Here is a 25282-nt window from a genome sequence, read left to right on the forward strand (position 1 = left end):
CAGCAAAAGATTTCTGGCAAAAAATTTTGTAACCAAATCTTTAATTATACAATGAGAAGCCATGTACTAGCCTGGTCGGGGCTGTGCTATGCCTTTTTCTGCTATACCTCCAGCAGCGCATACGCAAAACCCGAAGGGTATCTCACAGCAAAACTGCAAGCTGATACCACCGTTCCGGTAGTGATTAAACCCGCTGCAGCTGATTCAAGTATCAAACAAAAACAAGATACATCGAAGCCGAAACAGGATACCGCACAAAAAGCGCTCCCTGCTCAGGATACTACCAAACCTAAGCAAGATACTACCGCCAAATCAGTTCCTGATTCCACTAAAACCACTACTGCCGCTCCTAAAGAGGATACCGCACTCATCCTCCCTCCGGATCCGGCTACCGCAAAAAGTGAAGTGGGGAAATTCTCACTCACCGGTACAGTGAAAGATGATAAAGGAACTCCGATCCCCGGCGCTATCATCCGTAATAAAACCACTAAATTAAATGCCCAGACAGATCCTACCGGAAATTATACCATCAAGGCAGGCATCAGGGATACAATACTCGTAACAGCAACTACTTTCGGTGAACAAACCATTCCCATCGAAAAAAGAGGTGAACTGAATATTACCATGGTGCCCTCCAATGCTACTAAAAAAGTGTTGGGAGAAGTGGTAGTAACCGCCCTCGGTATTAAAAAGAATCCCCGCTCAGTTGGCTATGCCCTGCAGGAAGTAAGCGGTAGCGCGGTACAGGAAGCCAAAGAAGTGAACTTTGTAAACGCACTCACTGGTAAAGTTGCCGGTGTACAGGTAAGTACCAACACCGGATCCATGGGTGGTTCCAGCAAAATTACCATCCGCGGTGTAAAATCAATTCTGGGCGACAATAATGCATTCTTTGTACTCGATGGTGTTCCTATGATGAATAGCATCACCAACGCATCAGGCCAGCAGAACGGCGGTGGTGGATACGATTATGGTAGCCCCCTGCAGGATATCAATCCGGAAGACATTGAAAATATATCTGTACTGAAAGGCGCTGCCGCCACCGCATTGTATGGCAGCCGCGGCGCAAATGGTGTAATGCTTATTACCACCAAAAAACGCCCGGATGCTGAAAAAGGAATTGGCGTCACTTATAGCCTCAATGCACAGATTGATCAGGTAGCAGTACTCCCAAAATACCAGAACGAATACGGCGGTGGTACTGCCGGCAGCTTCGATACGCTCTATTACAACAAGAGCCCGGAAGGATTCCTCAATGAGCAAAGCGCCACCTACGATGACAATAACGGTAAAGGCAGATACGACCTCCTGCCTAAATATGCAGTAGACGAATCATGGGGCCCCAAACTGGACGGCCGCAAAATCCGCCCTTACTGGTCTTGGGATAAAAATAAAAACAATCCTTACTTCGGACAAACAGACACCTGGTCTGCACATCCAGACAATGTAAAAAACTTTTACAAAACGGGATTCACACTGACCAACAATATATCCATGGCTGGCAGCAACGACAAAGGCTCCTTCCGCTTGTCTTACGGCAATATGGATCAAAGCTTTGTACTGCCCAATGCTACCAATAAAAGAAATAACCTTTCTGTAAATGGTAACTACGAAGTTACAAAAGGAGTAAGGGCAGTGGCTTCCATCAACTATACTTCACTGAGAGTAAAAGGCCGCCCCGGTACCGGTTTCACCGGCCCCAATCCCACCTTACAGTTCACCATGTATGGACAACGTCAGCTGGATATAGAAAAAGAAAAAAGATATAAATATGATGATGGTTCCCAGATCACCTGGAACAGAAAATCATGGGATAACCCAGGCATTTCCTCCAGCAATGGCCCATACTGGAACCGTTACATGGACTATGAAACAGACGGACGTAACAGGCTGTATGGATATGCCGGCGTAGATATAGACGCTACCAAATGGCTTACTTTCACCGGCCGCGTATTCATGGACGACTATAATACACTGGAAGAGGAAAGAACCGCACAGGATTACCTGCCAGGTACTTACACCAAACGGGTACGCACTTCCAGAGAAATGAACTACCAGATAACCGCAGATATAAAGAAGAACTTCGGAGAAGACTTCCAGTTAAATGCTACTGTAGGTGGTAACCTGATGCACCGCTTATGGACAACTACTGGCGGTTACACCAACGGTGGTTTTATTATCAAGGATATCTACAACCTTAATAATTCCCTTCAAACAGCCGGACCTATTGATGAGTATTTCGAAAGACAAATCAATTCTGCATTTGCAACCGCCAACATCGGTTACAAAAACTTCCTGTTCCTCGACCTGACTGGTCGCAGTGACTGGACCTCCACCTTAGCAAAAGGCAATAATCAATACTTCTACCCATCAACATCACTGTCATTTGTATTCTCTGATTTGTTGAAAGACTGGAAGTGGCTATCATTCGGTAAAGTAAGAGGAAGCCTTGCAGCTGTAGGTAATGACGCAGACGCTTATCACACTTTCAATACATTCAATTTTATACTGCCATTCAACGGTAACCCTGTTGGCCAGTTCAATACCACCTTTAATAGCCCGGATTTGAAACCGGAACGTACCACGGAAGTGGAAGGCGGTGTGGAACTCAAATTCCTGGATAACCGTATTGGCCTCGATCTTACCTATTATAGACGCGTTACCAAAAATCAGATCATTACCTTACCAGTATCAGCACCAAGCGGCTACTTAGGCGCTTACGTAAATGGTGGCAGCGTAGAAAACAAAGGGTTGGAAATTGGATTAAATTTGAACCCTATCCGCCTCAAAGGTGGCTTCCGCTGGGATATCAACGCCAATATAGCATTCAATCGTAATAAACTGCTGAACCTCGATGTTCCACAGTACAATACTTCATTACCTATCTTAACCATCGGCACCGACCGCCGTACACAACAGGTATCTGTGGTAGCTGAAGTAGGAGAGCCACTGGGAACCCTCCGTGGCACTGACTACACTTATGTTGACGGACAAAAATTGGTGGATTCTTTAGGACGCTATGTGCCCAGTGCCATCAAAAACATTGGTAATGCTTACCCGGATTATGTAGGTGGTGTTACTAATACCTTCTCTTATAAAGGTTTTTACCTCTCCGCACTGGTCGACTTCCAACACGGCGGTAGTTTCTTCTCCTACACTAATTTGTACGGACAAAAATCAGGTCTGCTGGAAAGCACTGTAGCCAACGGCATCCGTGAAAACGGCATCGTTACTCCTGGTGTTACAAAAGATGGTAAACCGAACACCCTCAACATGTCGGCACAAGACTATTTCAAATACAATAGTGGTAATACCATCAGCACAGCGAACCTGTATGATGCCAGTTATATCTACCTGAGAGAAGCCAAACTTGGCTACAACCTGCCGGAGTCCTGGTACAAAAAAATCGGTGCGCAAAATGTCCGCGTATCCCTCTATGGTCGTAACCTCTGGCTGATTAAGTCCAATGCTCCTAACGTGGATCCATCCAACATCCTCAATTCCGCTTCTAACATCCAGGGAATTGAAGGGGGAGCATTGCCTTCACTCCGGTCTTATGGTATTAACCTGAATGTATCATTCTAAATTTTTATGAAGATGACAAAGACGATTTTGAAATATAGTGGTGCATTGCTTTTAACCGTTTCGCTGGCTATCACCGGTTGTAAAAAACTGGATGATATGAATAGAGATCCAACTAAACCCACCACCACAGAACCACAATACTTGCTGACCGGTGCCCAGAAATCCGCAATGGACGTACTGTACAGCGGTTTGCAGAATGGCTATATCGCCATGCATTATGCACAGTTCTGGTCAGGAAATGCAAGAGTAGCAGATAGTCAGTATCAACTCGATCAGGGTAATAACAATACTTTGTGGAATACGCTGTACAGCTACTCGCTCCATAACCTGGATGCGCTCATTACCATGAACAAGCCTAAAGCAGGTCAGCCAGGGGTGGCCAATCAAAATGCCATCGCCCATATCATGCGCGCCTGGCTTTTCCAGGTATTGGCAGACACCTATGGTAATATACCTTATTCAGAGGCGTTCCAGAATACAACCGACATTACGCCTAAATATGATGATCCTCAGGCTATTTATAACTCCCTGATAGATACACTGGAGGCGCAGATAAAAATATTAGATGCATCGCAAACCAGTTTTAATACGGGAGATATCATTTACAACGGTAACGTGGAGAGCTGGAGAAGACTGGCACATTCACTCCTCCTGCGCATGGCTATCCGTATGGTAGACGCCAGTCCGCAAAAAGCCAAACAGATTATTGAAGCGCATTATCAACAAGCCTTCACTGACAATCTTCAGGGTGCACAATTCCAATATGTAGATGCGGTACCTAACAGGTATCCCCAGAACGATAAAGATCGTCCGATCATTGATTTCGCAGTAAGTACCACACTGCTGGATTATATGAAAGGCTTGGATGATCCCCGTTTGCCAATATATGCGCGCCCTTCAGATCAGGAGAAGCTGCTTGTAGGATTACCTTATGGCTGGACTACATCAGATCCGCTGCACAAAGGCGATGCTTACTACTCTGCCCCCGGTAAACAAATATATAGCACTACTATGCCAGGCATCCTGATGAGTTACTCAGAAGTAGAATTCATCCTGGCAGAAGCAGCTGCACGCGGTATGAGCGTAGGTGATGCGGCGACACATTATACAAATGGCATCAAGGCCTCTATGCATTACTGGCGCGATCTGACTAAAACAGCTATCGATGAACCAACCATCGATGCCTATATCGCCAAAGTACCTTATGCAGCGGCGGACTGGAGAAATGTAATCGGCACCCAGAAATGGCTGGCACTATACCCACAAGGTTTCCAGGCATGGTTTGAAAGAACCAGACTGAAATTTAAAAAACCAGGTGGACAACCACTGTTTATGGCGCCTAAATCCGGAGTACTGGACGCAAGTGTTACAGAAGGAGTGCCTTATCGTTTAACTTATCCAATACCGGAACAAACACAGAATAAAGCCAATTATGACGCGGCCGCAACAGCTGTTGGCGGCGACTTCAAAGGCACCAAACTGTGGTATAACAAGTTTTGATACAACAATCAACTATAGCTAAACAACAATGTGACGGCGCCTGCATCTGCAGGCGCTTTTCTTTTTTTAGCACCGGTTTAATTATCTTTAAGCCGAACCTATATTCAGCAATTATGAGGAAAGCACTGCTCACAATGGCCCTGCTGGCCATTGTCCGTTTTGTATCAGCACAGGATATGACACAAGCCTACCAAAATTGGTATACCTATTTTGGTACCATGAAACTCAATAACAAATGGGCAGTCCCATTTGATGTTCAACTACGTATCAGAGATGGAATCAGCAATAAAGGACAATTGCTGATGCGCGGCGGATTACAATATTCACTGACCAAACAGGATCATATTTTACTGGGCTACGCCTACGTGCCCACCTATAATGGCGTAAGCAACACCTGGTTGCCAGAACAACGCATCTTCGAACAGTATATTCATAAGGCGAAGAAAATTGATATGACCCATCGGGTACGACTGGAACAACGTTGGGTGGCGCAACCCTCAAAGCCAGGTAACGCACATGCCATCGGCGATTGGAAATACGGCAACCGTGCCCGCTACTTCAACCGCACACAACTGGCCATTAAACATAAAAAAGAAACAACCCCTTTTTACGTAGCCTTACAAGATGAAATTTTTATTAATCTGTGGGGAAATGATATCAGCAACCTGCTGTTTGATCAGAATCGCTTCCTGGCGGCATTTGGCTACCAGTTCAATACTAAACTGAAAGCAGATATCGGGTATATGAATCAATTGATACAGGTAACTTCTGGTGCCAAAACAATGAATCATATCCTGCATTTCAGCGTATTTCATACCATGGATTTATAAATCCATGGTATTATTTGTAATTGCTGAACTTAGCCTTTAACATACTGCTGAAGTTCTGGTATGACTCCTCTGTTTCGAATGCACTGATGGGAATAAGAAAGAAGGTTTTTTTGTCCCTGTATAGGAAGAAGAATTTCTTTGTTTCCACTACCTGAGAAAAGTTACTCCAACTGATAGCCCGCTGCCGGTCGCTCGCGCGTGTAGAAATTAATAAACCCTCTTCAGAGTATTTAAGATGTATACTGTCTTTGAATGTAGCTGCTTTGTTGTAGATAGAAACGGGTAGGAGATACCAGAATACCCAGCCCAGCACCAATATCATGAGAACAATACCTGTAAGTGCGGCCGAGGTTACCACGCTGAAAAAATAACCTGTCAGCGTAGCTAATAGTAGGATAATAAGGGTATTGCGGAAGACTTTTATCTCTCCCCTCTGCATAAAATGATAGCGCAATGCATGCAACACATCCCCCTTATTGTAATTGAACTCTAAATGCATTATCGCCTGGCAAAACGATTTTATCTGTTAACTGAAATCGACATAGGATTATCCATTTCATCACGCACAGTAACGGGTGCTTCTTTCTTCCGGCCGCGTTTTACATTAGACAGATCGTCTTCGCTGAAACCAGGGAAGTTTTTCTTGATGAACAGGAAATATTGCTGCAAGGTTTTTGGATCCACTTTAAAAGGGAAAGCCAGCTCCTTACCACTTCCTTTGAGGAAGTCGTTTGTATTTAATTTGGTCTCGTTTTGTAAATACCACTTGTATAAATCCACAATAGCTTTTTCCAACTCGCCTTCATCAACTTTCTCTGCTGTTTCAACTCGTGGAAACATTAACACAAACTCTTCTACCCGTACAGGTTTGGTATTATTTGCGTTTTTAGAGTTATTACGGTTATCGTTGTTATCACCGTTTTTCTCTCCGTTGTTATCCCCATTCTTGAAACCAGTGTTGGCATTTGCTGAAGCGGCTGCGGCCAAAACTACCAACAGCATTAACAACAGCTTTTTCATAAGGTGTCAAATTTTCGAGTCTAAAAATACAATTATATTTTGAGATTTCTAATAGATTAAAAAATATGCGTAGAAACCCCTGAAAAAACAAAAGCAATGGACGAACCATTGCTTTCGAGAGTCATTTACAGTGCATGATGAGTCATGCGGTGTAGGAATATTTGGTTTTTCATAGGACAGTAACCATAATAAAAATTAATACAATAACAAATATAATAAAATTATACCGTGACTCAGACAAAAGTACAAATATTAGAAAAAATCAAATATTTCAAGACATAATTTCAAAAGATGCAACAAAATCAATTTTAATAGAAAAAAATCAAATGGAAAATTGGGCAGTAAAAAATAAGAGAGAAGTCTTAGCCCAAAAAAGAAAGGTAAAAATCGGGTGTTTCTTATAAAAAGTAAGGGCGCCTAGAAAAGCGCCCTCAATTTGTTACTATCCTATGAAAACCCTATTTGAATACAAAGGTAAGGGCATGTTATTTTTCTTTGAAATTTTAGAGGCACAATAACATATCATTAACAAGAAGTTGCAACATCAAATCAGCTACAACCCATGCTGCTACCGCAATTCAAACATTTGTAACAAGTTCCGGATCGCACGGTAATATGCCCACAAGTATTACATGCTGGCGCATCACTTTGCATGCTCTTTAAATAATCCTGCGTGGTACTTTCCTGTTGAAACGCGCCAACAGTCTGTGTTTTGGGAGTACGTGGCGCTGCTTTTCCTCCATTATTTACCGGCGCCTGTGAATAGGTTGTTTCCTCTTCTTCCTCATCTTCTCCCGTATTACCTGGTGCGTCTAACACATGCACAAGGTCTGTCCGCCCCAGATACTCATATCCAAGCACACGGAAAATGTAGTCAATCAATGATGTAGCGGACTTAATATTGGGATGATCCACCATACCGGCCGGCTCAAACCGCGTAAATACAAACTTATCAACAAACTCCTCCAGCGGTACCCCATATTGCAACCCCACAGAAACCGCTATCGCAAAGCAGTTCATCAAACTGCGCAATGTGGAGCCTTCTTTTGCCAGATCGATAAATATTTCTCCTAACGTACCATCATTGTATTCCCCGGTACGCACAAAAATAACCTGACCACCTACATTCGCCTTCTGCGTAAACCCACCACGCTTGGACGGTAAAGCCTGCCGCTCCACGATCCTGGACAACTGCCGCTTCAATGTAGTATCCCTGCTGGCTAACATTCGCTTATTCACTTCTTCCAGTAACTCATCTATAGTCAACTCGTTCAAATCCTGCACCACTGCAGGCGTTGTACCGACCTCCGTTTTCTTCTTTTTATCGCTTTTATTGCTCAGTGGCTGACTTAATTTACTGCCATCGCGGTATAAAGCACAGGCTTTCAGCCCCAATTGCCAGCTCATCTTATAGGCATCGGCAATTTCTTCTACTACTGCCTCATTAGGCAAATTGATGGTTTTTGAAATAGCCCCTGAAATAAATGGCTGCACAGCCGCCATCATCCTGATATGACCATGGGGATGAATATAGCGCTCACCATGCTTACCACACTTATTTGCACAATCAAAAACAGACAAATGCGCATCTTTCAGGTAAGGAGCACCTTCTACCGTCATAGTACCACATACAAAATCGTTGGCGGCATCTATCTGATCATCTGTAAACCCAAGCGCATGCAGTAAACTAAACTCCAGGTTATAATATTCTTCTGCCTTGAATCCCAACCGCTGCAAACATTCCTCTCCCAAAGTATATACATTAAAAACAAAGGAAATGTCAAAGGAAGACGCCACAGCCGTATCCAGCTTCTTCAATTCTTCTCCCATAAATCCCTTTTCACTCAGGGAGGGGTGATTAATATAAGGCGCTCCCGCAAAACTGCCGGTTCCCTTGGCATAATCCACAATGGCCTTGATTTCGTGAGGGGAGTAGCCCAGGTTTTGTAATGCTGTGGGAATCGACTGGTTAATGATCTTGAAATATCCTCCACCAGAGAGCTTCTTAAATTTCACCAGCGCAAAATCCGGTTCTACCCCGGTGGTATCACAATCCATCACTAAGCCAATAGTACCTGTTGGCGCAATAACAGTTGCCTGCGCATTACGATAACCATATTGCTCTCCCAGCTTTACAGCCTCATCCCAGGCTTTAGTAGCAGCTTTTAGCAGGTAATCTGCACAATACCGTGCATCAATACCTTTGGGCTTTATTTCCAGGCCATCATAAGCATCTACCGCATCATAGGCCGCCGCCCGGTGATTACGCATTACCCGGAGCATATCTTCCCGGTTTTCCCCATATTGGGGAAAAGCGCCCAGATGAGCAGCCATCTCTGCCGATGTTTTATACGCAACTCCCGTCATAATAGCGGAAAGTGCCCCGGCAATACCACGGGCCTCCTCACTGTCGTAAGCAATTCCGCTTACCATCAGCATGGACCCAAGGTTGGCGTATCCCAAACCCAGTGTACGATATTCATAACTGAGCTGAGCCACTTCTTTAGATGGAAATTGCGCCATCAGTACAGAAATCTCCAGCACCACGGTCCATAACCGCACAGTGTATTCAAAACCCTTTACATCAAAGAGATTCTTTTCATCATCAAAAAACCGCCGCAGATTCACCGATGCCAGGTTACAGGCGGTATTATCCAGGAACATATACTCTGAACATGGATTGGACGCATTGATACGCCCACCCTGCGGGCAGGTATGCCATTCATTGATAGTAGTATCATACTGAGTACCAGGGTCAGCACAACGCCAGGCGGCGTAGGTGATCTGATCCCACAAGTCCTTTGCCTTCACCGTTTTCAGGGTTTTACCGCCATTACGGCCTTTTAATTCCCAGTCACCGTCTGCTTCCAGCGCACGAAAGAAAGTATTAGGAACACGAACGGAATTATTTGAATTCTGACCTGAAACGGTTTTATATGCATCTCCTTCATAATCAGAAGAATAGCCTGCAGCAATAAGCGCGGCCACTTTCTTTTCTTCTTCCACTTTCCAGTTAACAAAATCCATGATCTCCGGATGATCCAGATCCAGACACACCATTTTAGCTGCCCGCCGGGTGGTACCACCTGATTTAATAGCACCCGCTGCCCGGTCTCCAATCTTCAAAAAACTCATTAATCCACTGGAAGTGCCGCCCCCACTCAGTTTCTCTCCATCTCCCCGGATATGCGAAAAATTGGTGCCTACACCAGACCCATATTTAAAAATGCGCGCTTCCCGCATCCACAAATCCATAATACCCCCTTCATTCACCAGGTCATCACTCACGCTCAAAATAAAGCATGCATGCGGCTGAGGACGCTCATAGGCAGAAGTCGATTTTTCCAGTTGCCCGGTATGTTGCTCCACATAATAGTGGCCCTGAGGCTTTCCCTTGATACCATAACTCTCAAATAGCCCTGTATTGAACCACTGTGGAGAATTAGGCACACAAGATTGATTAAGCATCCCGTAACTCAACTCTTCATAAAATACCCTGGCATCCTGTTCAGAAGCAAAATAACCGTATTTCTCCCCCCAGGCACGCCAGCAATTAGCCATGCGATGTACTACCTGCTTTATGGAAGTTTCCCGCCCCGATGTACCATCCGGTTGCGGCACGCCCGCCTTCCGTAAATATTTCTGTGCCAGTATATCCGTGGCGATCTGCGACCATCCCGCCGGTACTTCCACGTTATTCATTTCAAAAACAATATCCCCACCGGGATTGCGGATAACGGAAGACCGTAGCTCATACGTAAATTGATCGTAAGGACTCACACCTTCTTTAGTAAAATGACGGGAGAACGCGAGGCCACTCGTACTATTGACTGGATTTTTCATGCCCATAACTTTTTCTTAGGTGATACAAATGAGTTAGTAATGCGGAGTACTCTAAAATTAATTTTTAAATACGGGGACTGGTCCTTTTATTTTGCACAGATTGTGGATAATTGCGCAAACAGTTTGCCAACACATTTGTTATAACCCCTAAAGAAATCCGGCTTAAAATTTGTCGTTAACAAGAAATTTGCAGTTGTATAACATATAATGAAGTAGGTATCATGAAGTTCATGAATAGAAAATGAATTGAATGCATATTTATATAGCACTGTGTGTTATTAATAAAAATATTATACATTTGCGACAACCGGAACAATGCGCTATTGATGTACAATAACATATACACTTCGTTCATCGAAAGAAAGGCTAAAAAGGAAAAGGCATTCGCGGTTTTAATTGATCCGGATAAGGTAACACCTGCCGATATCATAGAAATTGCAGCCAAATGCACTGCTGCCAAAGTTGACTATATCTTCCTTGGAGGCAGCCTGGTGATTTCTGATCATCTTGATGAATGCGTACAGCAGCTGAAAGCCAGCTGTGATATACCCGTTGTATTATTTCCCGGAAGCCCTTCACAGGTATCTAAATATGCAGATGCCTTACTTTACCTGTCTGTCATCTCTGGCAGAAATCCTGAATTACTGATTGGCCAGCATGTGGTTTCCGCTGCTGCTGTCAAAAAAAGTGGATTGGAAGTGATTTCTACTGGTTACATGGTGATTGACGGTGGAGCTCCCACTACTGTATCTTATATCAGCAATACCACACCTATCCCGGCAGACAAGGCAGATATTGCCATGTGTACTGCTATGGCTGGTGAAATGCTGGGTATGAAAGTGATTTATATGGATGCCGGTAGCGGCGCCCGTGTACCTATCACGGAAAGTATGATTAGTCGTGTTGCGAGCCAGGTACAGGCACCTATTATTGTAGGTGGAGGTATCAGGGACGCTGAAAAGGCTTATCTGAACTGCAAAGCGGGTGCTGATATCCTTGTGGTAGGTAACGCCATCGAAAAAGATCTTTCGCTGATTAAAGAACTGGCAGATGCCGTGCATTCTGTACCAGTAAAAGCATAAAGCTTTTAGCTATTAGCAGTTAGCCGAATACAGCAAGTATATTACTCCGCTGCATTCGGCTAACTGCTAATAGCTAAAAGCTTTTTTTTACAGACTCATCATTTCCTTAAACTTCACTGCCTGCCTGCGGCTCACTTCAATTTTTTCGCCGCCGCGCATTTCCAGCAACAGACCGCCATTGAAGTAAGTATCAATTTTTTCAATCATCCGCAGATTTACAATATGCTTACGGTTGGCACGGAAAAAAGTACGCTCGTCAAGCCTTTCTTCCAGCGCATTCAATGATTTAAGAATCAAAGGTTTGTTCGTTTCAAAATACACCCTCGCATAGTTACCTACACTTTCAAACAGACGTATTTCCTGCAGTTTCACAAACCAGCAACGATCCCCGTCTTTCACAAAAACCTGGTCATTCTCAGACAATAAGTTGCGGATACCACCTGATGCAGCCAAACGATCCTTCTCATCCTGCTGATGCAATTTATGAATCGCATCCGCCAAACGCTTAGGCTCTACGGGCTTTAACAGGTAATCCAGCGCATTATACTCAAATGCTTTCAATGCATACTCATCATATGCAGTAGTGAAAATCACCTGCGGTGTTTTTTCCAGCTCTGCCAACAAGTCAAAACCTGTCTTGTCGGGCATCTGGATATCCAGAAACAGTAAATCAGGATGCAGTGTTTCTATCTTTTCTATACCATCCTTCGCGTTCACAGCTTCTCCCACCACCACTATCTCCGGGTGATCTGCCAGCAATTTTTTCAGTTCACTCCTGGCCAGGCGTTCATCATCTATTATCAATGCTTTTTTCATTGGCAATATGAAGTTTGGTTGATGATTTAATTGATTAAATAATAATAGCCATACCCGCTATTCAGCGGCTACAGCAGTTTATAACAAGTGATTAGAGCAAGGGCATCACTACAGTAGCTTCTACCGTTTGCTCGTCTTTATTCCTGATTTCAAAAGAAGCCCTGTTGCCAAACAAAAGACTTAACCTTTGTCTGGTGCTTTGTAAACCAAAGCCATGGCCATTTATACTGTTTTCTACTATTTGTCCGGTATTCTCAATGGTAATTACATGCTGCATACCCTTCAGGGAAGAGTTAATATAAACCGAACCGCCTTTGATAATGCGGGAAATACCATGCTTGATGGCATTTTCCACCAGTGTTTGCAACATCATTGGTGGCACTTGCAACTCCAACGTATCCGGATCAATTTCATACTTCACATTCAGACGCTCCTCAAAACGGATATGTTCCAGTGCAAGGTAATCCTTTACTATATTCAATTCGTTTTCCAGACTCACTGTCTCCGCCTTCTCCGTTTGCATGGAACTGCGTAATATGTTGGAAAGCTCTGTTATAGCGGTTCTGGCTCGTTGAGGATTCTCATCTACCAACGCCCTGATACTGTTTAACGCATTAAAAATAAAATGCGGATTTAACTGCGCCTTAATGGTTTTAAGCTCCAGCTCTTTCACCGTCGTTTCCAGCTTCAGCTGATCTACCTGTGAACTCCTGTTCCGTTCTATATAGTGCCAGATATAGTAGATCATCCACCAGAAAAAAGCAATACCAAATGCAGATACCAGCCCCTTGATGATGCTGGGAACAAGGTCTTCCTGCTTATATTTAAATACAAAGTACATCAGCCCGTTATAACTCATATATAACGTCACTGCTGTACCAGCCACCATGGTAAAAAATAAAAAAATCTGCTTTTCAGAACTATAAGTCACCCAATTACGCCTGTTAATCAATGTCCGGAAAAGATGCGTTAAGGAGAGTCCTAATGTAATGAATATCAATAAATTAATGAAGTCAGATAGTCTAAGTATCGACTTATCAAGGGCGTAGTAAAAAAAACAATTTAACACGAAATAAGCCGACCACCCCAAAATCTGACACCACCAATATTTGTTTATTTGTCTAAACATTAAATCAAATTAGTAAACTTCACCTATATTCCAAAAATACCCTACAGCTCCCCCCGCAGAAACCTAAATGTTATAAATGGTGAATCAAAATTGGTAAATGGCAGATGCCTCCATCTGAATGGTGAGATATCTCCGTTCTGTCCTACTTTCCTGTTACAGGATCACGATTTACCACATATTTTTATGTATTTTTGTTACTTAATATAAACCCTGAGCCCAATTATGAATATTAAGGCAGGTCAACTGTTGAGCCAGATAGAATATCCCGCTGATTTGCGAAAGCTGAATAAAGAACAGCTTCACCAGGTATGTGAGGAGCTGCGTCAATACATTATTGATGTAGTAAGTGTGCATGGTGGCCACTTTGCGGCCAGTCTTGGTGTAGTCGAGCTGACAGTAGCTTTGCATTATGTTTATAACACGCCATACGACCAGCTGGTATGGGACGTAGGTCACCAGGCTTATGGTCATAAAATCCTGACCGGTCGCCGGGAAGCATTTCCTACCAACAGGAAATACAAAGGACTCAGCGGATTTCCGAAAAGAGATGAGAGCCGGTACGACACCTTTGGGGTAGGTCACTCCTCTACCTCCATTTCTGCAGCACTGGGTATGGCCATGGCCTCCCACTACAAAGGTGAATTTGACCGTCAGCACATTGCTGTTATTGGTGATGGCGCCATGACAGCAGGTATGGCCTTTGAAGCACTGAATCACGCCGGCGTAGCCAACGCCAACGTGCTGATTATTCTGAACGACAATTGCATGTCCATAGATCCTAATGTGGGCGCGCTGAAAGAATACCTTACAGATATCACTACTTCTCCCACCTACAACAAAGTAAGGGACGATGTATGGAACCTGTTGGGAAAACTCCCTGTAGGCAAAAAATTCACCCGCGACATGGCATCCAAACTGGAAGCCAGCCTCAAAGGTGTGGTATCCAAATCCAGTAACCTCTTCGAAGCACTGCAGATGCGCTATTTTGGCCCCATCGATGGCCACAATATCACCAAACTAGCTGATACCCTGCAGGACCTGAAAGATATTCCCGGCCCCAAACTGCTGCATATCGTTACCACAAAAGGTAAAGGCTATGCCCTCGCAGAAAAAGATCAAACCACCTGGCATGCGCCAGGACTGTTCGATAAAATCACCGGCGAAATATTCAAAAAACCAGTGACCAGCCCTCAACCTCCTAAATACCAGGACGTTTTTGGCCACACCATCATTGAACTCGCAGAACAAAACGATAAAATCATCGGTATCACCCCTGCCATGCCTTCCGGCTCCTCCCTCAAATTTATGATGGAGAAAATGCCGCAGAGAGCATTCGATGTGGGGATCTGTGAACAACACGCAGTAACCCTATCCGCAGGGATGGCTACCCAGGGCATGCGCGTATTCTGTACCATCTATTCTTCTTTCTTTCAACGTGCTTTCGATCAGGCCGTTCATGACGTAGCCATTCAAAAGCTCCCCGTAATATTCTGCCTCGATAGGGCAGGACTGGTGGGAGAAGATGGACCTACACACCATGGCGCCTACGATATCGCCTACATGCGTGGTATCCCAAATGTAATCATCAGCGCACCAATGAACGAAGAGGAATTGCGTAACCTGATGTACAGCGCACAACTGCCGGAAAACGATATGCCTTATGTTATCCGCTATCCACGTGGACAAGGTGTAATGCCCGAATGGCGTACACCGTTTAAAGCAATCAAAGCTGGTACCGGCCGTAAAATCCGTGACGGTAAAGATATTGCCATTCTCTCCCTCGGACATACCGGTAACTTCGTGACAGAAGCCTGTAAAGAACTGATAGGAGATGGGCTGCAACCCGCTCACTACGATATGCGCTTTGTAAAACCACTGGACGAAGCCATGCTCCACGAAATATTCCAGTCATTCGACAAGATAATTACCGTGGAAGATGGAACCATAGTAGGTGGCTTCGGTAGCGCCGTGATAGAATTTATGGCCACCAACAACTACAGAGCAGAAATAAAAAGATTAGGCATCCCTGATAGATTAATAGAACACGGTAAACCGGAAGAACTCTATCGCGAATGCGGATTTGATGCCGCCGGCATTGCCCGCACTACCAGGGAGATGCTGAAGGAAAAAATTACGGTGACCATTTAAATAGAATTACGAATTTCAAATTACGAATTACGGATTTGTGGGTAGCTAACAGCAGATGTTCAACATTTGTCCTCCTACCCACAAATCCGTAATTCGTAATTATTAATTCGTAATTCTTCCCTTCCTCCCATGTACTTTAAGCTCAGGATAACGGATATCATACGCGAAACGCCCGGTACTTACACCTATCAACTGGAGAATACCACACCGGAGCCACTGGAATACCTCGCAGGACAATTCCTGACATTCCTTATTACCCTCCACAATAAAGAATACAGACGTTCTTATTCATTCAGCTCTACACCCGGCGTAGACCCATTCCTGTCCGTTACCATCCGCGAAAAAGAAAATGGCGAAATATCCCGACACCTGATCCATTCCTGGAAAAAAGGAGATATCGTTACCGCACTCGAACCCTCCGGACGTTTTACTTATGAAAAGACGGCAGCACCCGTAAAAGACATTTTCCTGTTAGCTGCCGGGAGTGGCATTACGCCCGTTTTTTCGCTGCTGAAACATATCCTGCGGAAAGAGCCAGGCGCGCACATTAAACTCATTTATAGTAACACCACACCGGAAAGAACGATCTTCTATGAGCAACTGCAGCTATGGCAAACACAATATCCCGAACAACTCCAGATTATCTATCTTTTCAGCAATGATCCGGATAGCCATCATACCTACAGAAGACTCAATAATATTTTGCTGGAACAACTGGTAACAACGCATATGCGCTATCCCCGAGAAGATGCACAGTTTTTCCTCTGCGGACCGCCAGACTATATGCGCACCATCATACTCACCCTTACATTTATGGGTTTTCCGGAAACGCAATTGCACAAAGAAAATTTCGTGGTAAATACCGATGCCCGGATTGCTAAAACACCGCTGCCGGCTGATCATCACCTCAAAAATGTACTGATACGTTATCGTAACCAGGAGTATCAGCTCTCCATTCCAGGCGATCAAACCATTTTGAGCTATGCCCTGGCAAACGAAGTGTTGCTGCCTTACAGTTGCAAAGGAGGCGTATGCGGTTCCTGTACCGCCCAATGTGTAAGTGGCAAAGTTTGGATGCCTGTCAATGAAGTATTAACAGATAAAGAACTGGCAGAAGGACTGGTACTTACCTGTGTAGGATATCCCGCAAGTGACGAAGTTATTCTTGAATTATGACCAGTTATAATATAAAAAATATTATCAATCATAATGCTCTGAGATAATTTTTCTGTTGGTTAAAATTTGGCTAAATTATATTTAAAATCAGGTCATGCGGAATGCCCCATTAAAGATGGCTTGTCTATGTTTGTTGTTACTTGTCATTTTGATAAACAGCTATCTCCTCATAAAAATCGGATCCGGACAGCATGCCCTCTTGCTCGTCGGCAGCATTCTAATATCTTGCAGCATCTTCATCATACTTTTTATAGCCTCCGGCTGGCGTAACCAGCGCTCCCTCCAATTTGAGCACCTGTTCAATGAATATCCGATTCCCATGTGGATCTATGAAAAATCCACTATGCGCTTCCTCTCTGTTAATGATGCCGCCATCCAAAAATATGGTTATAGCAGAAAGGATTTTATGGAAATAACGTTGAAGGATATACGTAATAAAGAAGATATACCGCTTTTGATTGACAATGCAGCAGAACGGTGCAATGGTACGGAGTATAGAGGGATATGGCGGCACCGCAAAAAAGATGGCACTAATTTCTTTGTAGAAATATATTCATTACCGGCTATCTACTACGGAAAGAACGCCCGCTTTATTATGGCAAAAGACGTAGATGCCGAAGTGAAAGCCAGCAAAGAAGCAAGAGAGTTGGGCGTGCGCTATGAACTGCTGGCACAGGCTACCAACGATGCAGTGTATGATAAAAATCTGGTTACAAATCAGGTTACCTGGAACCATGGCTTGTCAAACCTCTTCCTGTATAACAACAACGAAAATACTGACCTCGTACAGTGGTGGCAGGAAAACATACATCCCGCTGATCATGCCAGGATCAATGTTTCACTCGCCAGCTGTATTGCTGCCGGCTCTAATTACTGGTCAGAAGAATACCGGTTTCAATGCGCAGACGGTTGCTATAAATATGTGGTAGACCGTGCATTTATCATATATGAAGACAAAGTGCCTTTGCGCATGATTGGCATGATGCAGGACATAGACAAACACGTAAAACAAGCCATGCAACTGGAGGAACAAAACAGAACATTGAAAGAAATAGCCTGGATCAATTCTCATGAAATACGCCGTCCGGTTGTTTCCATACTCAGCATTACCGGCCTGTTTGATAAAAGCAACCAGGACAGACATCTCAACTCCCAGCTGATGGAATGGCTACATGAATCCACACAACAGCTGGATGATATCATTCATAAAATAGAGCATAAAGTAAAAAAACTTCAATAGTCATTCTGGGCTCACAAAGCAAAATGATTGAAGTCTTCTTTTAATGCCAAATATAGTTTCTGGAATATTTCCATACGATGCTGTATGGTATCAAAATCGTCCACGGGCCGGTCGTCATGAATTACAGTTACAGGCGTATCTGATATCTTTTTAGCGCATTGCTTAATGTCGTGATGCATTTCATCTGCTACCTCACGTTGGCGTAGTAAACGGTTTTCAAAATGTTCAACATTAGTCATTACTTCCCTGGATGCATTACTAAGTGAAATCTGCTCTAATCTATCCCGCATCATCTTTACTTCAGTTCTCACTTCATTTACTTCTTCTTTCCAGGAATTAAGCTGCTGGTGCAGTTCTTCGGTGGGAGTTGTCATTTCCATGGTGTATTGATTTATCAATTTAAATGATGATTAAAAAGCTATTCATCATACCAAACGCTGTTGTCAATATCCATATTAATTTGCGTGCAAAGACCTGTTCTAAGGTACAATCTTTTTCTATTCCACCCACCACATTTAACCTTCTTTTTACAGATAAATGCCGAACTCCGGAAAAAATTCCATGGCTTCCAGTATGCCACCGGCTCCTGCCCGTCGTGCCTGCAATACATGCGCCATGGCAGCAGTACGCGCCACTAATTCGGGTTCCGAATTACCTACCACTACCCCTTTAAAGCCTGTTGCATACATGGAATAGTCATTCATAGAATCACCTGCTACCAATACCTGTTGATGCGGCAACGCCAATACTTCCAATAATTGCTGTAGCGTATACCCTTTATTAACACCGGCAGGTAATACATCCAGATATTTCCCGGCAGATAATACGAGGTCGCATTGCAGAGAAGTAGCTACCAGTCTGGCACCATCAATGTCTGTACCGTCATCATAGTAGTAAGAACAACGGTATTGCTGGTGTGCTTCCTGATGTAATAATCCTCTTACTGTTTTCAGTGTTTCTCTCACATGATCACCAGGCCATCTGGCTGCAATATTTGATTGCACCGGTTCCACAGCTGCAAGGGTAGGCAGGTGCGTAACGGTAGCACCCACATCGCCAATAATATATTCGGGCCGTGGCAGTGCAGTATCTTCCAATAACTGTAATACACTGCGTATCCCCCTTCCTGTTACAAATACCAGTTGTATACTTTTATTGTGATGTAACAGTGTATATAGGCGTTCTTTATCTTCGGGGGTACCTCCTAAAAAAGTACCATCCAGATCTGTAGCTAATAACATGGCTGATGTCTCTGTAGTGGCTGTTTAATAATAATTGCAATAAAAATAGAAAAAAAAGACCAGCCTTATCGGCTGATCTTTTTTAGATGTAACGGGTTAGTATATAGTAATGTGTATGATTAGTTCATCATTGGTACATCTATCAGCAAAAACTCTGCCGGTTTAATGACCTCAATGTTAGCCTTGTCATACTCAGACAAGCCAATCGCATCACGGGTTTGCAATACTTCACCATCTACTTTTACTTCCCCGCTCAGCAGGAACAGATAACTGCCTATTCCCGCTGCTTTAGGCGTAATGTCCACTGTTTTACCCGCATCAAATTTGCCCAAGGTAAACCAGGTATCCTGATGCAGCCAGAGGGCATCGGCTGTTTTATCTGGTGAAACCACTACCTGTAAAGCATTTTCACGGGCAGCAGGATCAAATGTTTTCTGATCATACCGGGGAGTAACATTTCTTTCTGCCGGTATGATCCAAATCTGCAGGAAGTTGACATCGTCTGTTTTTGAAGCGTTGAACTCCGAGTGAACCACGCCTGTTCCGGCACTCATAATCTGCACGTCGTTCTTGCGGATTACTTCCTGTTTACCGGTATTATCACGGTGTTCCAGTGCACCATCCAATACAATGGATACGATCTCCATATTATCATGCGGGTGAGCGCCAAAGCCCATTCCACCCTTTACTGCATCATCATTCAATACACGTAATGCACCAAAGTGAATCCTGTTAGGATCGTAGAAATTAGCAAAACTAAATGTATGATGGCTCTTCAACCAACCGTGGTTAGCATATCCTCTGGTATCTGCACGATGAATAACTTTTTTCATAACTTAATCTCCTTTGTTTAATACAACACAAATATCGCTATAAACGCCCTCGTGGAGAATGGATGATCTGTTGAAAAGCGTGGACAAAAAGTGGCGTAAAACAAAAAGCAGAAAGCTATTGAGGTGAATCACCGAAACAAATACTTTCATATCCGCTTCGATTATTCACCTCAATAGCTTTCTGCTTTTGCGTTATGCTTACTTACACCAGCTTCGCATCAGAAGTAATGGTAGCATTTAACAGTTTGCTTACAGGGCAGTTAGCTTCTGCGTCTGCAACAAACTCAGCAAATTTTGCTGCATCCAGACCTTCAACGCTGGCAGTTACTTCCAGGTGACTGCTGGTGATAGCACCATTATCCAGTGTGATTGTGCATTTGGTATCAATGTTACCAGGTGTAAAACCAGCTCCGGTGATAACAAAGCTCAGTTTCATGGTGAAGCAACCAGCATGCGCTGCTGCAATCAGTTCTTCAGGGTTAGTACCAATACCATCTTCAAAACGGCTGCTGAAAGAGTACTGAGTCTTGTTTAACACAGTTGACTGAGAAGTTAAAGTGCCTTTACCTTCTTTACCGGTACCTTGCCAATTGGCAGATGCAAATCTTTTCATGTTTATTTTTTATTTTTTCTCGTTAGAAAAATCAGTGCGGAGGCCCAAATTACAAATTAATCGGCAATAAAAAACGCCGGAGCTTCCTGCGGTTCAAAACGCGGTAAACCATCCCCACAAAAAAACCGCGCAATATATTGCGCGGCTTGTGCATGGTTCCTGTCAATTGATTCTTATATCGTTTCTACCAATTCTGCTATTGGCTTACGTACTTTCTTAGCATGTTGCATCGCATCATCGGCTGCTCTGAATCCTACACCAGCAATTACTATGGTAGTAAGTCCCTTATCTTTCAGTCCTAAAATTTCGTCATATTTAGCAGTGTCAAAGCCTTCCATTGGGCAGGCATCAACATTTTCAATGGCTGCTGCAGTCAGCAGGGTACCCAATGCCAGGTAAGCCTGTTTTGAGCTCCATATAGCTGTTCCTTCTGCACCTAAGCGGGTAACAGTGCCTTTCATCATATCAGAAAAACCTGTCAGTTGCTCAGAAGCTATGTTGCGCGTTTCCGCTATATTATTCATATAGTCATCTACGTGAGAGCCATTCAGATCTGTATATCTCGCAAATACAATCAAATGTGAAGCATCTGTTATCTGCGACTGATTATTCGATGCCGATTTCAATTGCTCACGCACCGCCGGATTTTCCACAATCAGGATCTTATATGGCTGTAAACCATAGGAAGACGCTGAAAGTCTTGTTGCGGCTACCAGTTTCTCCAGCTGTGCTGCACTTAATTTCTTAGCCGGATCAAATTTCTTAACGGCATAACGCCATTCGAGTTTATTTAGAATATCCATTTTCTTCAAATATTATTTCATTGTTATTATTCAGATATGCTGTCCGGGATACAGGGCTGTAAATGAACAGCATATCTAAATAATAATATGAAAATGCTTTATTGCTTAACCATTTGTACACTCGCCAGTAACCTCACTTCATCACTCAGTAATAAACCACCGGTTTCAGTAGTAGCGTGGAAAGTAAGGCCAAAATCCTTACGGTTAATTTTACCGCTTAATTCAAATCCTGCTTTAGTCTGACCATATGGATCTACTACTTCTCCACCGAATTCAACATTCAGTTCTACCGGACGGGTATTATCACGGATGGTTAAATCACCTACCAGTTTAAAAGTATCTGCGTCTATTTTCTTTACTTCTTTAGACACAAATGTCAGCTTTGGATATTTCTCTGCTTCAAAGAAATCCGCTGCCTGCAGGTGTGCATCACGCTGCGCATTCTGTGTGGAAATACTGTTGATGTCTGCTTCGAAAGAGATATTGGCAGTGCTGAAATCATTATCAGCAGTTTGCATGGTACCTTCAAATTTTGCAAACTGACCTGTTACGGTCGTAATCATCAGGTGCTTGATTTTGAATTGTACATCACTGTGTGAAGGATCAATTTTCCAGGTTGTCATATAGTTTTTTGTTTTAGTATTGTTAGATAAGTGATTAGCGTAATTCGCCCATTTTACCGGTGTTGTATTCGTCAATAGCCACTCTGATATCTTCTTCTGTATTCATTACAAAAGGACCGTATGCAAAAATGGGTTCATCTATCGGCTCTCCACTCAACACCACCATAGCAGTGTCTTTCAGAGCGGTAATCGTGATGTCAGTGCCATTCTTTTCGAATAAAGCGGTTTCCACTGCTTTCACGGGTTGTCCGTTAATATCAGCTTCTCCCTGAAAAACCACCGCTACGGTATTGAAATGTTCAGCTACACTAAAGGTGATGCTGTCGTCTTTCTTCAGACGTACATCCAACACATTCACAGGTGAAAAGGTAGTAGCAGCGCCTTTAGTACCATTGTACTCTCCGGCAATTACTCTTACATAGCCTTCCTCACTCACCTTTACTACAGGTATATCTGCTTTAGTCAGATTCTGATAGGCGGGTGGGTTCTGCTTAAATGCTTTAGGAAGATTTACCCACAACTGGGCAAATTCTACTTTACCCCCTGTTTTCGTGAATGCTTCGCTATATTTCTCTTCATGTAAAATTCCTCCTGCGGCAGTCATCCACTGTACATCACCAGGATACAGAAATCCATGGCTACCGGTAGAATCCCGGTGTTCCAGTTCGCCCTGGTATACAATGCTTACTGTTTCAAAACCTTTGTGCGGATGTTCGCCCACACCACGAGGCCTTGGGCTTGGCGGTATGTAGTTGGGAGCGGCGTAGTCCATCATAATAAATGGGCTGATCACGTTGTTTTCAGAACGGGTGCCTCCGGGTAAAGTGCTTTGTACCCTGAAACCGTCACCTACCATATGTGGTGCGGCGGCAATTACGATCTGGCTTACATGTTTTTTTGTGTTCATATTGTTTGCCTCCTTAAGACAACACAAAAGTACATGTTACAACACCTTTCAAGAATGGATAAAACGCTTCTAGTGATGGACTTTTTTTAAAATTCGAGGAAATCCTAAGCAGAAGGGCTTGCAGAAGAGCGGGAGGCTTCTTTAAATTCGGAAGGGCTCTGGTTGGTATATTTCTTAAAAAAGCGGCTAAAATAGTGAGGATCATCAAAACCCAGCTTGTAGGCTATTTCTTTAGCAGTAAGATCTGTATTGTATAAATAACGCTGTGCTTCCAGGATTACGCGGTTACGGATGTGTTCCCCGGCCGTAATTCCGGATAATTGCTTGCTGATTTCATTCAGCAATACTGGTTTTATATGCAATAAACCAGCATAATCAGATACCGTTTTTAACTCCTGGTACTTTTCTTCTATCAGATTTTTAAATTTCAGGAAGACAGAACTGTTGTGAACCGCATGCTGCTCCGGAGAGATGCCCACATTTTCACCCTTAATACGTGATGCCAGCACCAGAAAGTAGCGTAGCAAGCCATGCAGGGCCATTTCATACTCAGGTTCATGCAGGGTTAATTCTTTCATCATCAGCCGAACCACTGCATCAATGTCTTTCTCCTGTTCATCATTGAGGTGTATTACACTGCTGAACTGGCTATTAAAAAACAGGCCGGAATTAATCCCCGATACCTGCGTCTGGTCTTTTAAGCACATAAAAGCATCCCGGAATGCAATCATGAATCCATCAATCTTTTCCGTAGCCTGCAGATTATGTACCTGTCCTGGCGCCACAAAGAAAAGGGTGTTCTTTTTTACTTCATACGTAACCGCATCAATAGTATGTAACAGCTTACCTTTCTTAATCCAGTAAATGGTGTAGAAATCATGCCGGTGGGGCACCCCAATCTGGTCAAAAAAGCTGTTGCCTAATTCGCAAAGACCAGATACAACAAAACCTGGATCTACATGTGCGTATTCCGGTAAGGAAACAATTCCGATATTTTCACGTTTCTCAGCCATCTATTAAAGTTCCTGCGGGTTCCTCCTCCCTGTCGGAAGGATCAATATATTCAATAATAAAGTTGTTTCTTCCTTCTCCCACCATAATGCCCATGTGCTTCATTTGTACCAGTTCCAGCATACTCAGGAACAGGAATATGGCGTGTACACGGTCTTTACAGTGATCAAATATTTTTTCGAAAGATAATGTCCGCTCTGCCCTTGCTAATTCTTCCATATACATCCTGGAGCCTTCCATAGTATAGTCATACTTATATACTACGTGCTGGGGCTTATTATCGCGCTCTTTCATGCGCTGCATCACCTTTTCAAAGGTTTTGGTCAGCTTAAAGAGGGTAAGCGTCTGCACCTCTGTACCTTCACTGGTAGCTTCTCCGATTTCAGCCAGTTCTTTGGCTATATTTCCACGCTTAATCTGCAGCATACGATCGGCCTCCATTTCAGCCAATTCGGCCGCAGCCAGTTTATAGCGTTTATACTCCAGGATTTTGTCTATCAGCTCCATACGCGGATCTATTTCATTTCCCTGTTCATCTACCTCTTTACGCGGTAACAGCATCTTTGCTTTGATACGCATCAGGGTAGACACAAAGAGAATGAACTCACTGGCCAGCTCAATATTCAACGATTCAATATGGTGAATATAGGCCAGGAAATCCTGCGTCAGGGTGTTGATAGGAATATTGTAAATATCCAGCTCATCACGCTCGATGAAGAACAGCAACAGGTCAAAAGGACCTTCAAATTGCGGTAATTTGATCTTATAGACAGGTGCTTGCTCGCTCACGTAATGTATTTAATACTTGGTTTAAAAAGAATTCGCACAAAGGCACTGCGAGAAATGAATGCCGGATACACTACATCCGGACTTCTTTTATAC

21 protein-coding genes are annotated in these 25282 nt (G+C 43.5%); 7 read left to right on the forward strand and 14 right to left on the reverse strand.

What is annotated here, in order from left to right; all coding sequences use genetic code 11:
• Positions 1-51: 51 nt before the first annotated feature.
• From AC1DP6_RS01135 to AC1DP6_RS01145, 3 genes are all read left to right on the forward strand, one after another.
• On the forward strand, positions 52-3585 hold the full coding sequence (locus tag AC1DP6_RS01135) for a SusC/RagA family TonB-linked outer membrane protein (RefSeq protein ID WP_477053225.1): 3534 nt from the start codon (positions 52-54) through the stop codon (positions 3583-3585).
• A 12-nt stretch (positions 3586-3597) separates the two neighbouring features.
• A complete protein-coding gene (locus AC1DP6_RS01140) occupies positions 3598-5085 on the forward strand; it encodes a SusD/RagB family nutrient-binding outer membrane lipoprotein (RefSeq protein WP_477053226.1) in 1488 nt (495 codons plus the stop codon).
• Positions 5086-5198: 113 nt separating this feature from the next.
• Positions 5199-5915 carry a DUF2490 domain-containing protein gene (locus AC1DP6_RS01145; RefSeq protein WP_477053227.1) on the forward strand — a complete coding sequence of 239 codons (717 nt, stop codon included), beginning with the start codon at positions 5199-5201 and terminating at the stop codon, positions 5913-5915.
• 10 nt (positions 5916-5925) lie between these two features.
• Here AC1DP6_RS01145 and AC1DP6_RS01150 read toward each other — a convergent pair whose 3' ends face one another.
• From AC1DP6_RS01150 to AC1DP6_RS01160, 3 genes are all read right to left on the reverse strand, one after another.
• Positions 5926-6414, reverse strand: coding sequence for a YcxB family protein (locus tag AC1DP6_RS01150; RefSeq protein ID WP_477053228.1), 489 nt, complete (start codon positions 6412-6414; stop codon positions 5926-5928).
• 20 nt (positions 6415-6434) lie between these two features.
• Positions 6435-6935 (reverse strand): hypothetical protein, encoded by a 501-nt coding sequence (locus AC1DP6_RS01155; protein WP_477025012.1) that lies wholly within the window; start codon positions 6933-6935, stop codon positions 6435-6437.
• 549 nt (positions 6936-7484) lie between these two features.
• The gene (locus AC1DP6_RS01160) at positions 7485-10778 is read right to left on the reverse strand and encodes a vitamin B12-dependent ribonucleotide reductase (protein ID WP_477053229.1); all 3294 of its coding nucleotides are present in this window, start codon (positions 10776-10778) and stop codon (positions 7485-7487) included.
• Between the two features lie 326 nt (positions 10779-11104).
• On the opposite strand from AC1DP6_RS01160, the gene AC1DP6_RS01165 reads away from it, so the two are divergent.
• Positions 11105-11860: a phosphoglycerol geranylgeranyltransferase gene (locus AC1DP6_RS01165; RefSeq protein ID WP_133806845.1), complete on the forward strand. Its 756-nt coding sequence runs from the start codon at positions 11105-11107 to the stop codon at positions 11858-11860.
• 87 nt (positions 11861-11947) lie between these two features.
• Here AC1DP6_RS01165 and AC1DP6_RS01170 read toward each other — a convergent pair whose 3' ends face one another.
• On the reverse strand, positions 11948-12676 hold the full coding sequence (locus tag AC1DP6_RS01170) for a LytR/AlgR family response regulator transcription factor (RefSeq protein WP_079469799.1): 729 nt from the start codon (positions 12674-12676) through the stop codon (positions 11948-11950).
• 91 nt (positions 12677-12767) lie between these two features.
• On the reverse strand, positions 12768-13565 hold the full coding sequence (locus AC1DP6_RS01175; RefSeq protein WP_477025014.1) for a sensor histidine kinase: 798 nt from the start codon (positions 13563-13565) through the stop codon (positions 12768-12770).
• 462 nt (positions 13566-14027) lie between these two features.
• On the opposite strand from AC1DP6_RS01175, the gene dxs reads away from it, so the two are divergent.
• The 3 genes from dxs (at position 14028) to AC1DP6_RS01190 (ending at position 18369) form a co-directional block, all read left to right on the forward strand.
• Positions 14028-15953 (forward strand): 1-deoxy-D-xylulose-5-phosphate synthase, encoded by a 1926-nt coding sequence (dxs, locus tag AC1DP6_RS01180; RefSeq protein WP_477053230.1) that lies wholly within the window; start codon positions 14028-14030, stop codon positions 15951-15953.
• Positions 15954-16082: 129 nt separating this feature from the next.
• A complete protein-coding gene (locus tag AC1DP6_RS01185) occupies positions 16083-17129 on the forward strand; it encodes a 2Fe-2S iron-sulfur cluster-binding protein (RefSeq protein WP_477053231.1) in 1047 nt (348 codons plus the stop codon).
• Between the two features lie 115 nt (positions 17130-17244).
• A complete protein-coding gene (locus tag AC1DP6_RS01190) occupies positions 17245-18369 on the forward strand; it encodes a PAS domain-containing protein (protein WP_477053307.1) in 1125 nt (374 codons plus the stop codon).
• A gap of 11 nt (positions 18370-18380) precedes the next feature.
• On the opposite strand, the gene AC1DP6_RS01195 is transcribed toward AC1DP6_RS01190, so the two are convergent.
• The 9 genes from AC1DP6_RS01195 to AC1DP6_RS01235 all read right to left on the reverse strand — a co-directional run bounded on the left by AC1DP6_RS01195 (position 18381) and on the right by AC1DP6_RS01235 (position 25189).
• On the reverse strand, positions 18381-18749 hold the full coding sequence (locus tag AC1DP6_RS01195) for a hypothetical protein (protein ID WP_477053232.1): 369 nt from the start codon (positions 18747-18749) through the stop codon (positions 18381-18383).
• 147 nt (positions 18750-18896) lie between these two features.
• Positions 18897-19610, reverse strand: coding sequence for an HAD-IIB family hydrolase (locus AC1DP6_RS01200; RefSeq protein WP_477053233.1), 714 nt, complete (start codon positions 19608-19610; stop codon positions 18897-18899).
• 119 nt (positions 19611-19729) lie between these two features.
• Positions 19730-20443 carry a pirin family protein gene (locus AC1DP6_RS01205; RefSeq protein WP_477053234.1) on the reverse strand — a complete coding sequence of 238 codons (714 nt, stop codon included), beginning with the start codon at positions 20441-20443 and terminating at the stop codon, positions 19730-19732.
• 202 nt (positions 20444-20645) lie between these two features.
• On the reverse strand, positions 20646-21056 hold the full coding sequence (locus AC1DP6_RS01210) for an OsmC family protein (protein WP_089891713.1): 411 nt from the start codon (positions 21054-21056) through the stop codon (positions 20646-20648).
• A 173-nt stretch (positions 21057-21229) separates the two neighbouring features.
• Positions 21230-21859, reverse strand: a complete 630-nt coding sequence (locus AC1DP6_RS01215) for an NAD(P)H-dependent oxidoreductase (RefSeq protein ID WP_477053235.1) — start codon at positions 21857-21859, stop codon at positions 21230-21232.
• A gap of 98 nt (positions 21860-21957) precedes the next feature.
• On the reverse strand, positions 21958-22482 hold the full coding sequence (locus AC1DP6_RS01220; RefSeq protein ID WP_477053236.1) for a YceI family protein: 525 nt from the start codon (positions 22480-22482) through the stop codon (positions 21958-21960).
• Positions 22483-22516: 34 nt separating this feature from the next.
• Positions 22517-23389 carry a pirin family protein gene (locus AC1DP6_RS01225; RefSeq protein ID WP_477053237.1) on the reverse strand — a complete coding sequence of 291 codons (873 nt, stop codon included), beginning with the start codon at positions 23387-23389 and terminating at the stop codon, positions 22517-22519.
• 104 nt (positions 23390-23493) lie between these two features.
• Complete coding sequence (locus AC1DP6_RS01230) at positions 23494-24402, reverse strand: helix-turn-helix domain-containing protein (RefSeq protein ID WP_441573130.1); 909 nt, start codon at positions 24400-24402, stop codon at positions 23494-23496.
• Positions 24395-25189 carry a segregation and condensation protein A gene (locus AC1DP6_RS01235; RefSeq protein WP_441573129.1) on the reverse strand — a complete coding sequence of 265 codons (795 nt, stop codon included), beginning with the start codon at positions 25187-25189 and terminating at the stop codon, positions 24395-24397. The genes AC1DP6_RS01230 and AC1DP6_RS01235 overlap by 8 nt, the downstream gene beginning before the upstream one ends.
• Positions 25190-25282 lie beyond the last annotated feature (93 nt).

Source organism: Chitinophaga sp. 01L420, from assembly GCF_056399985.1.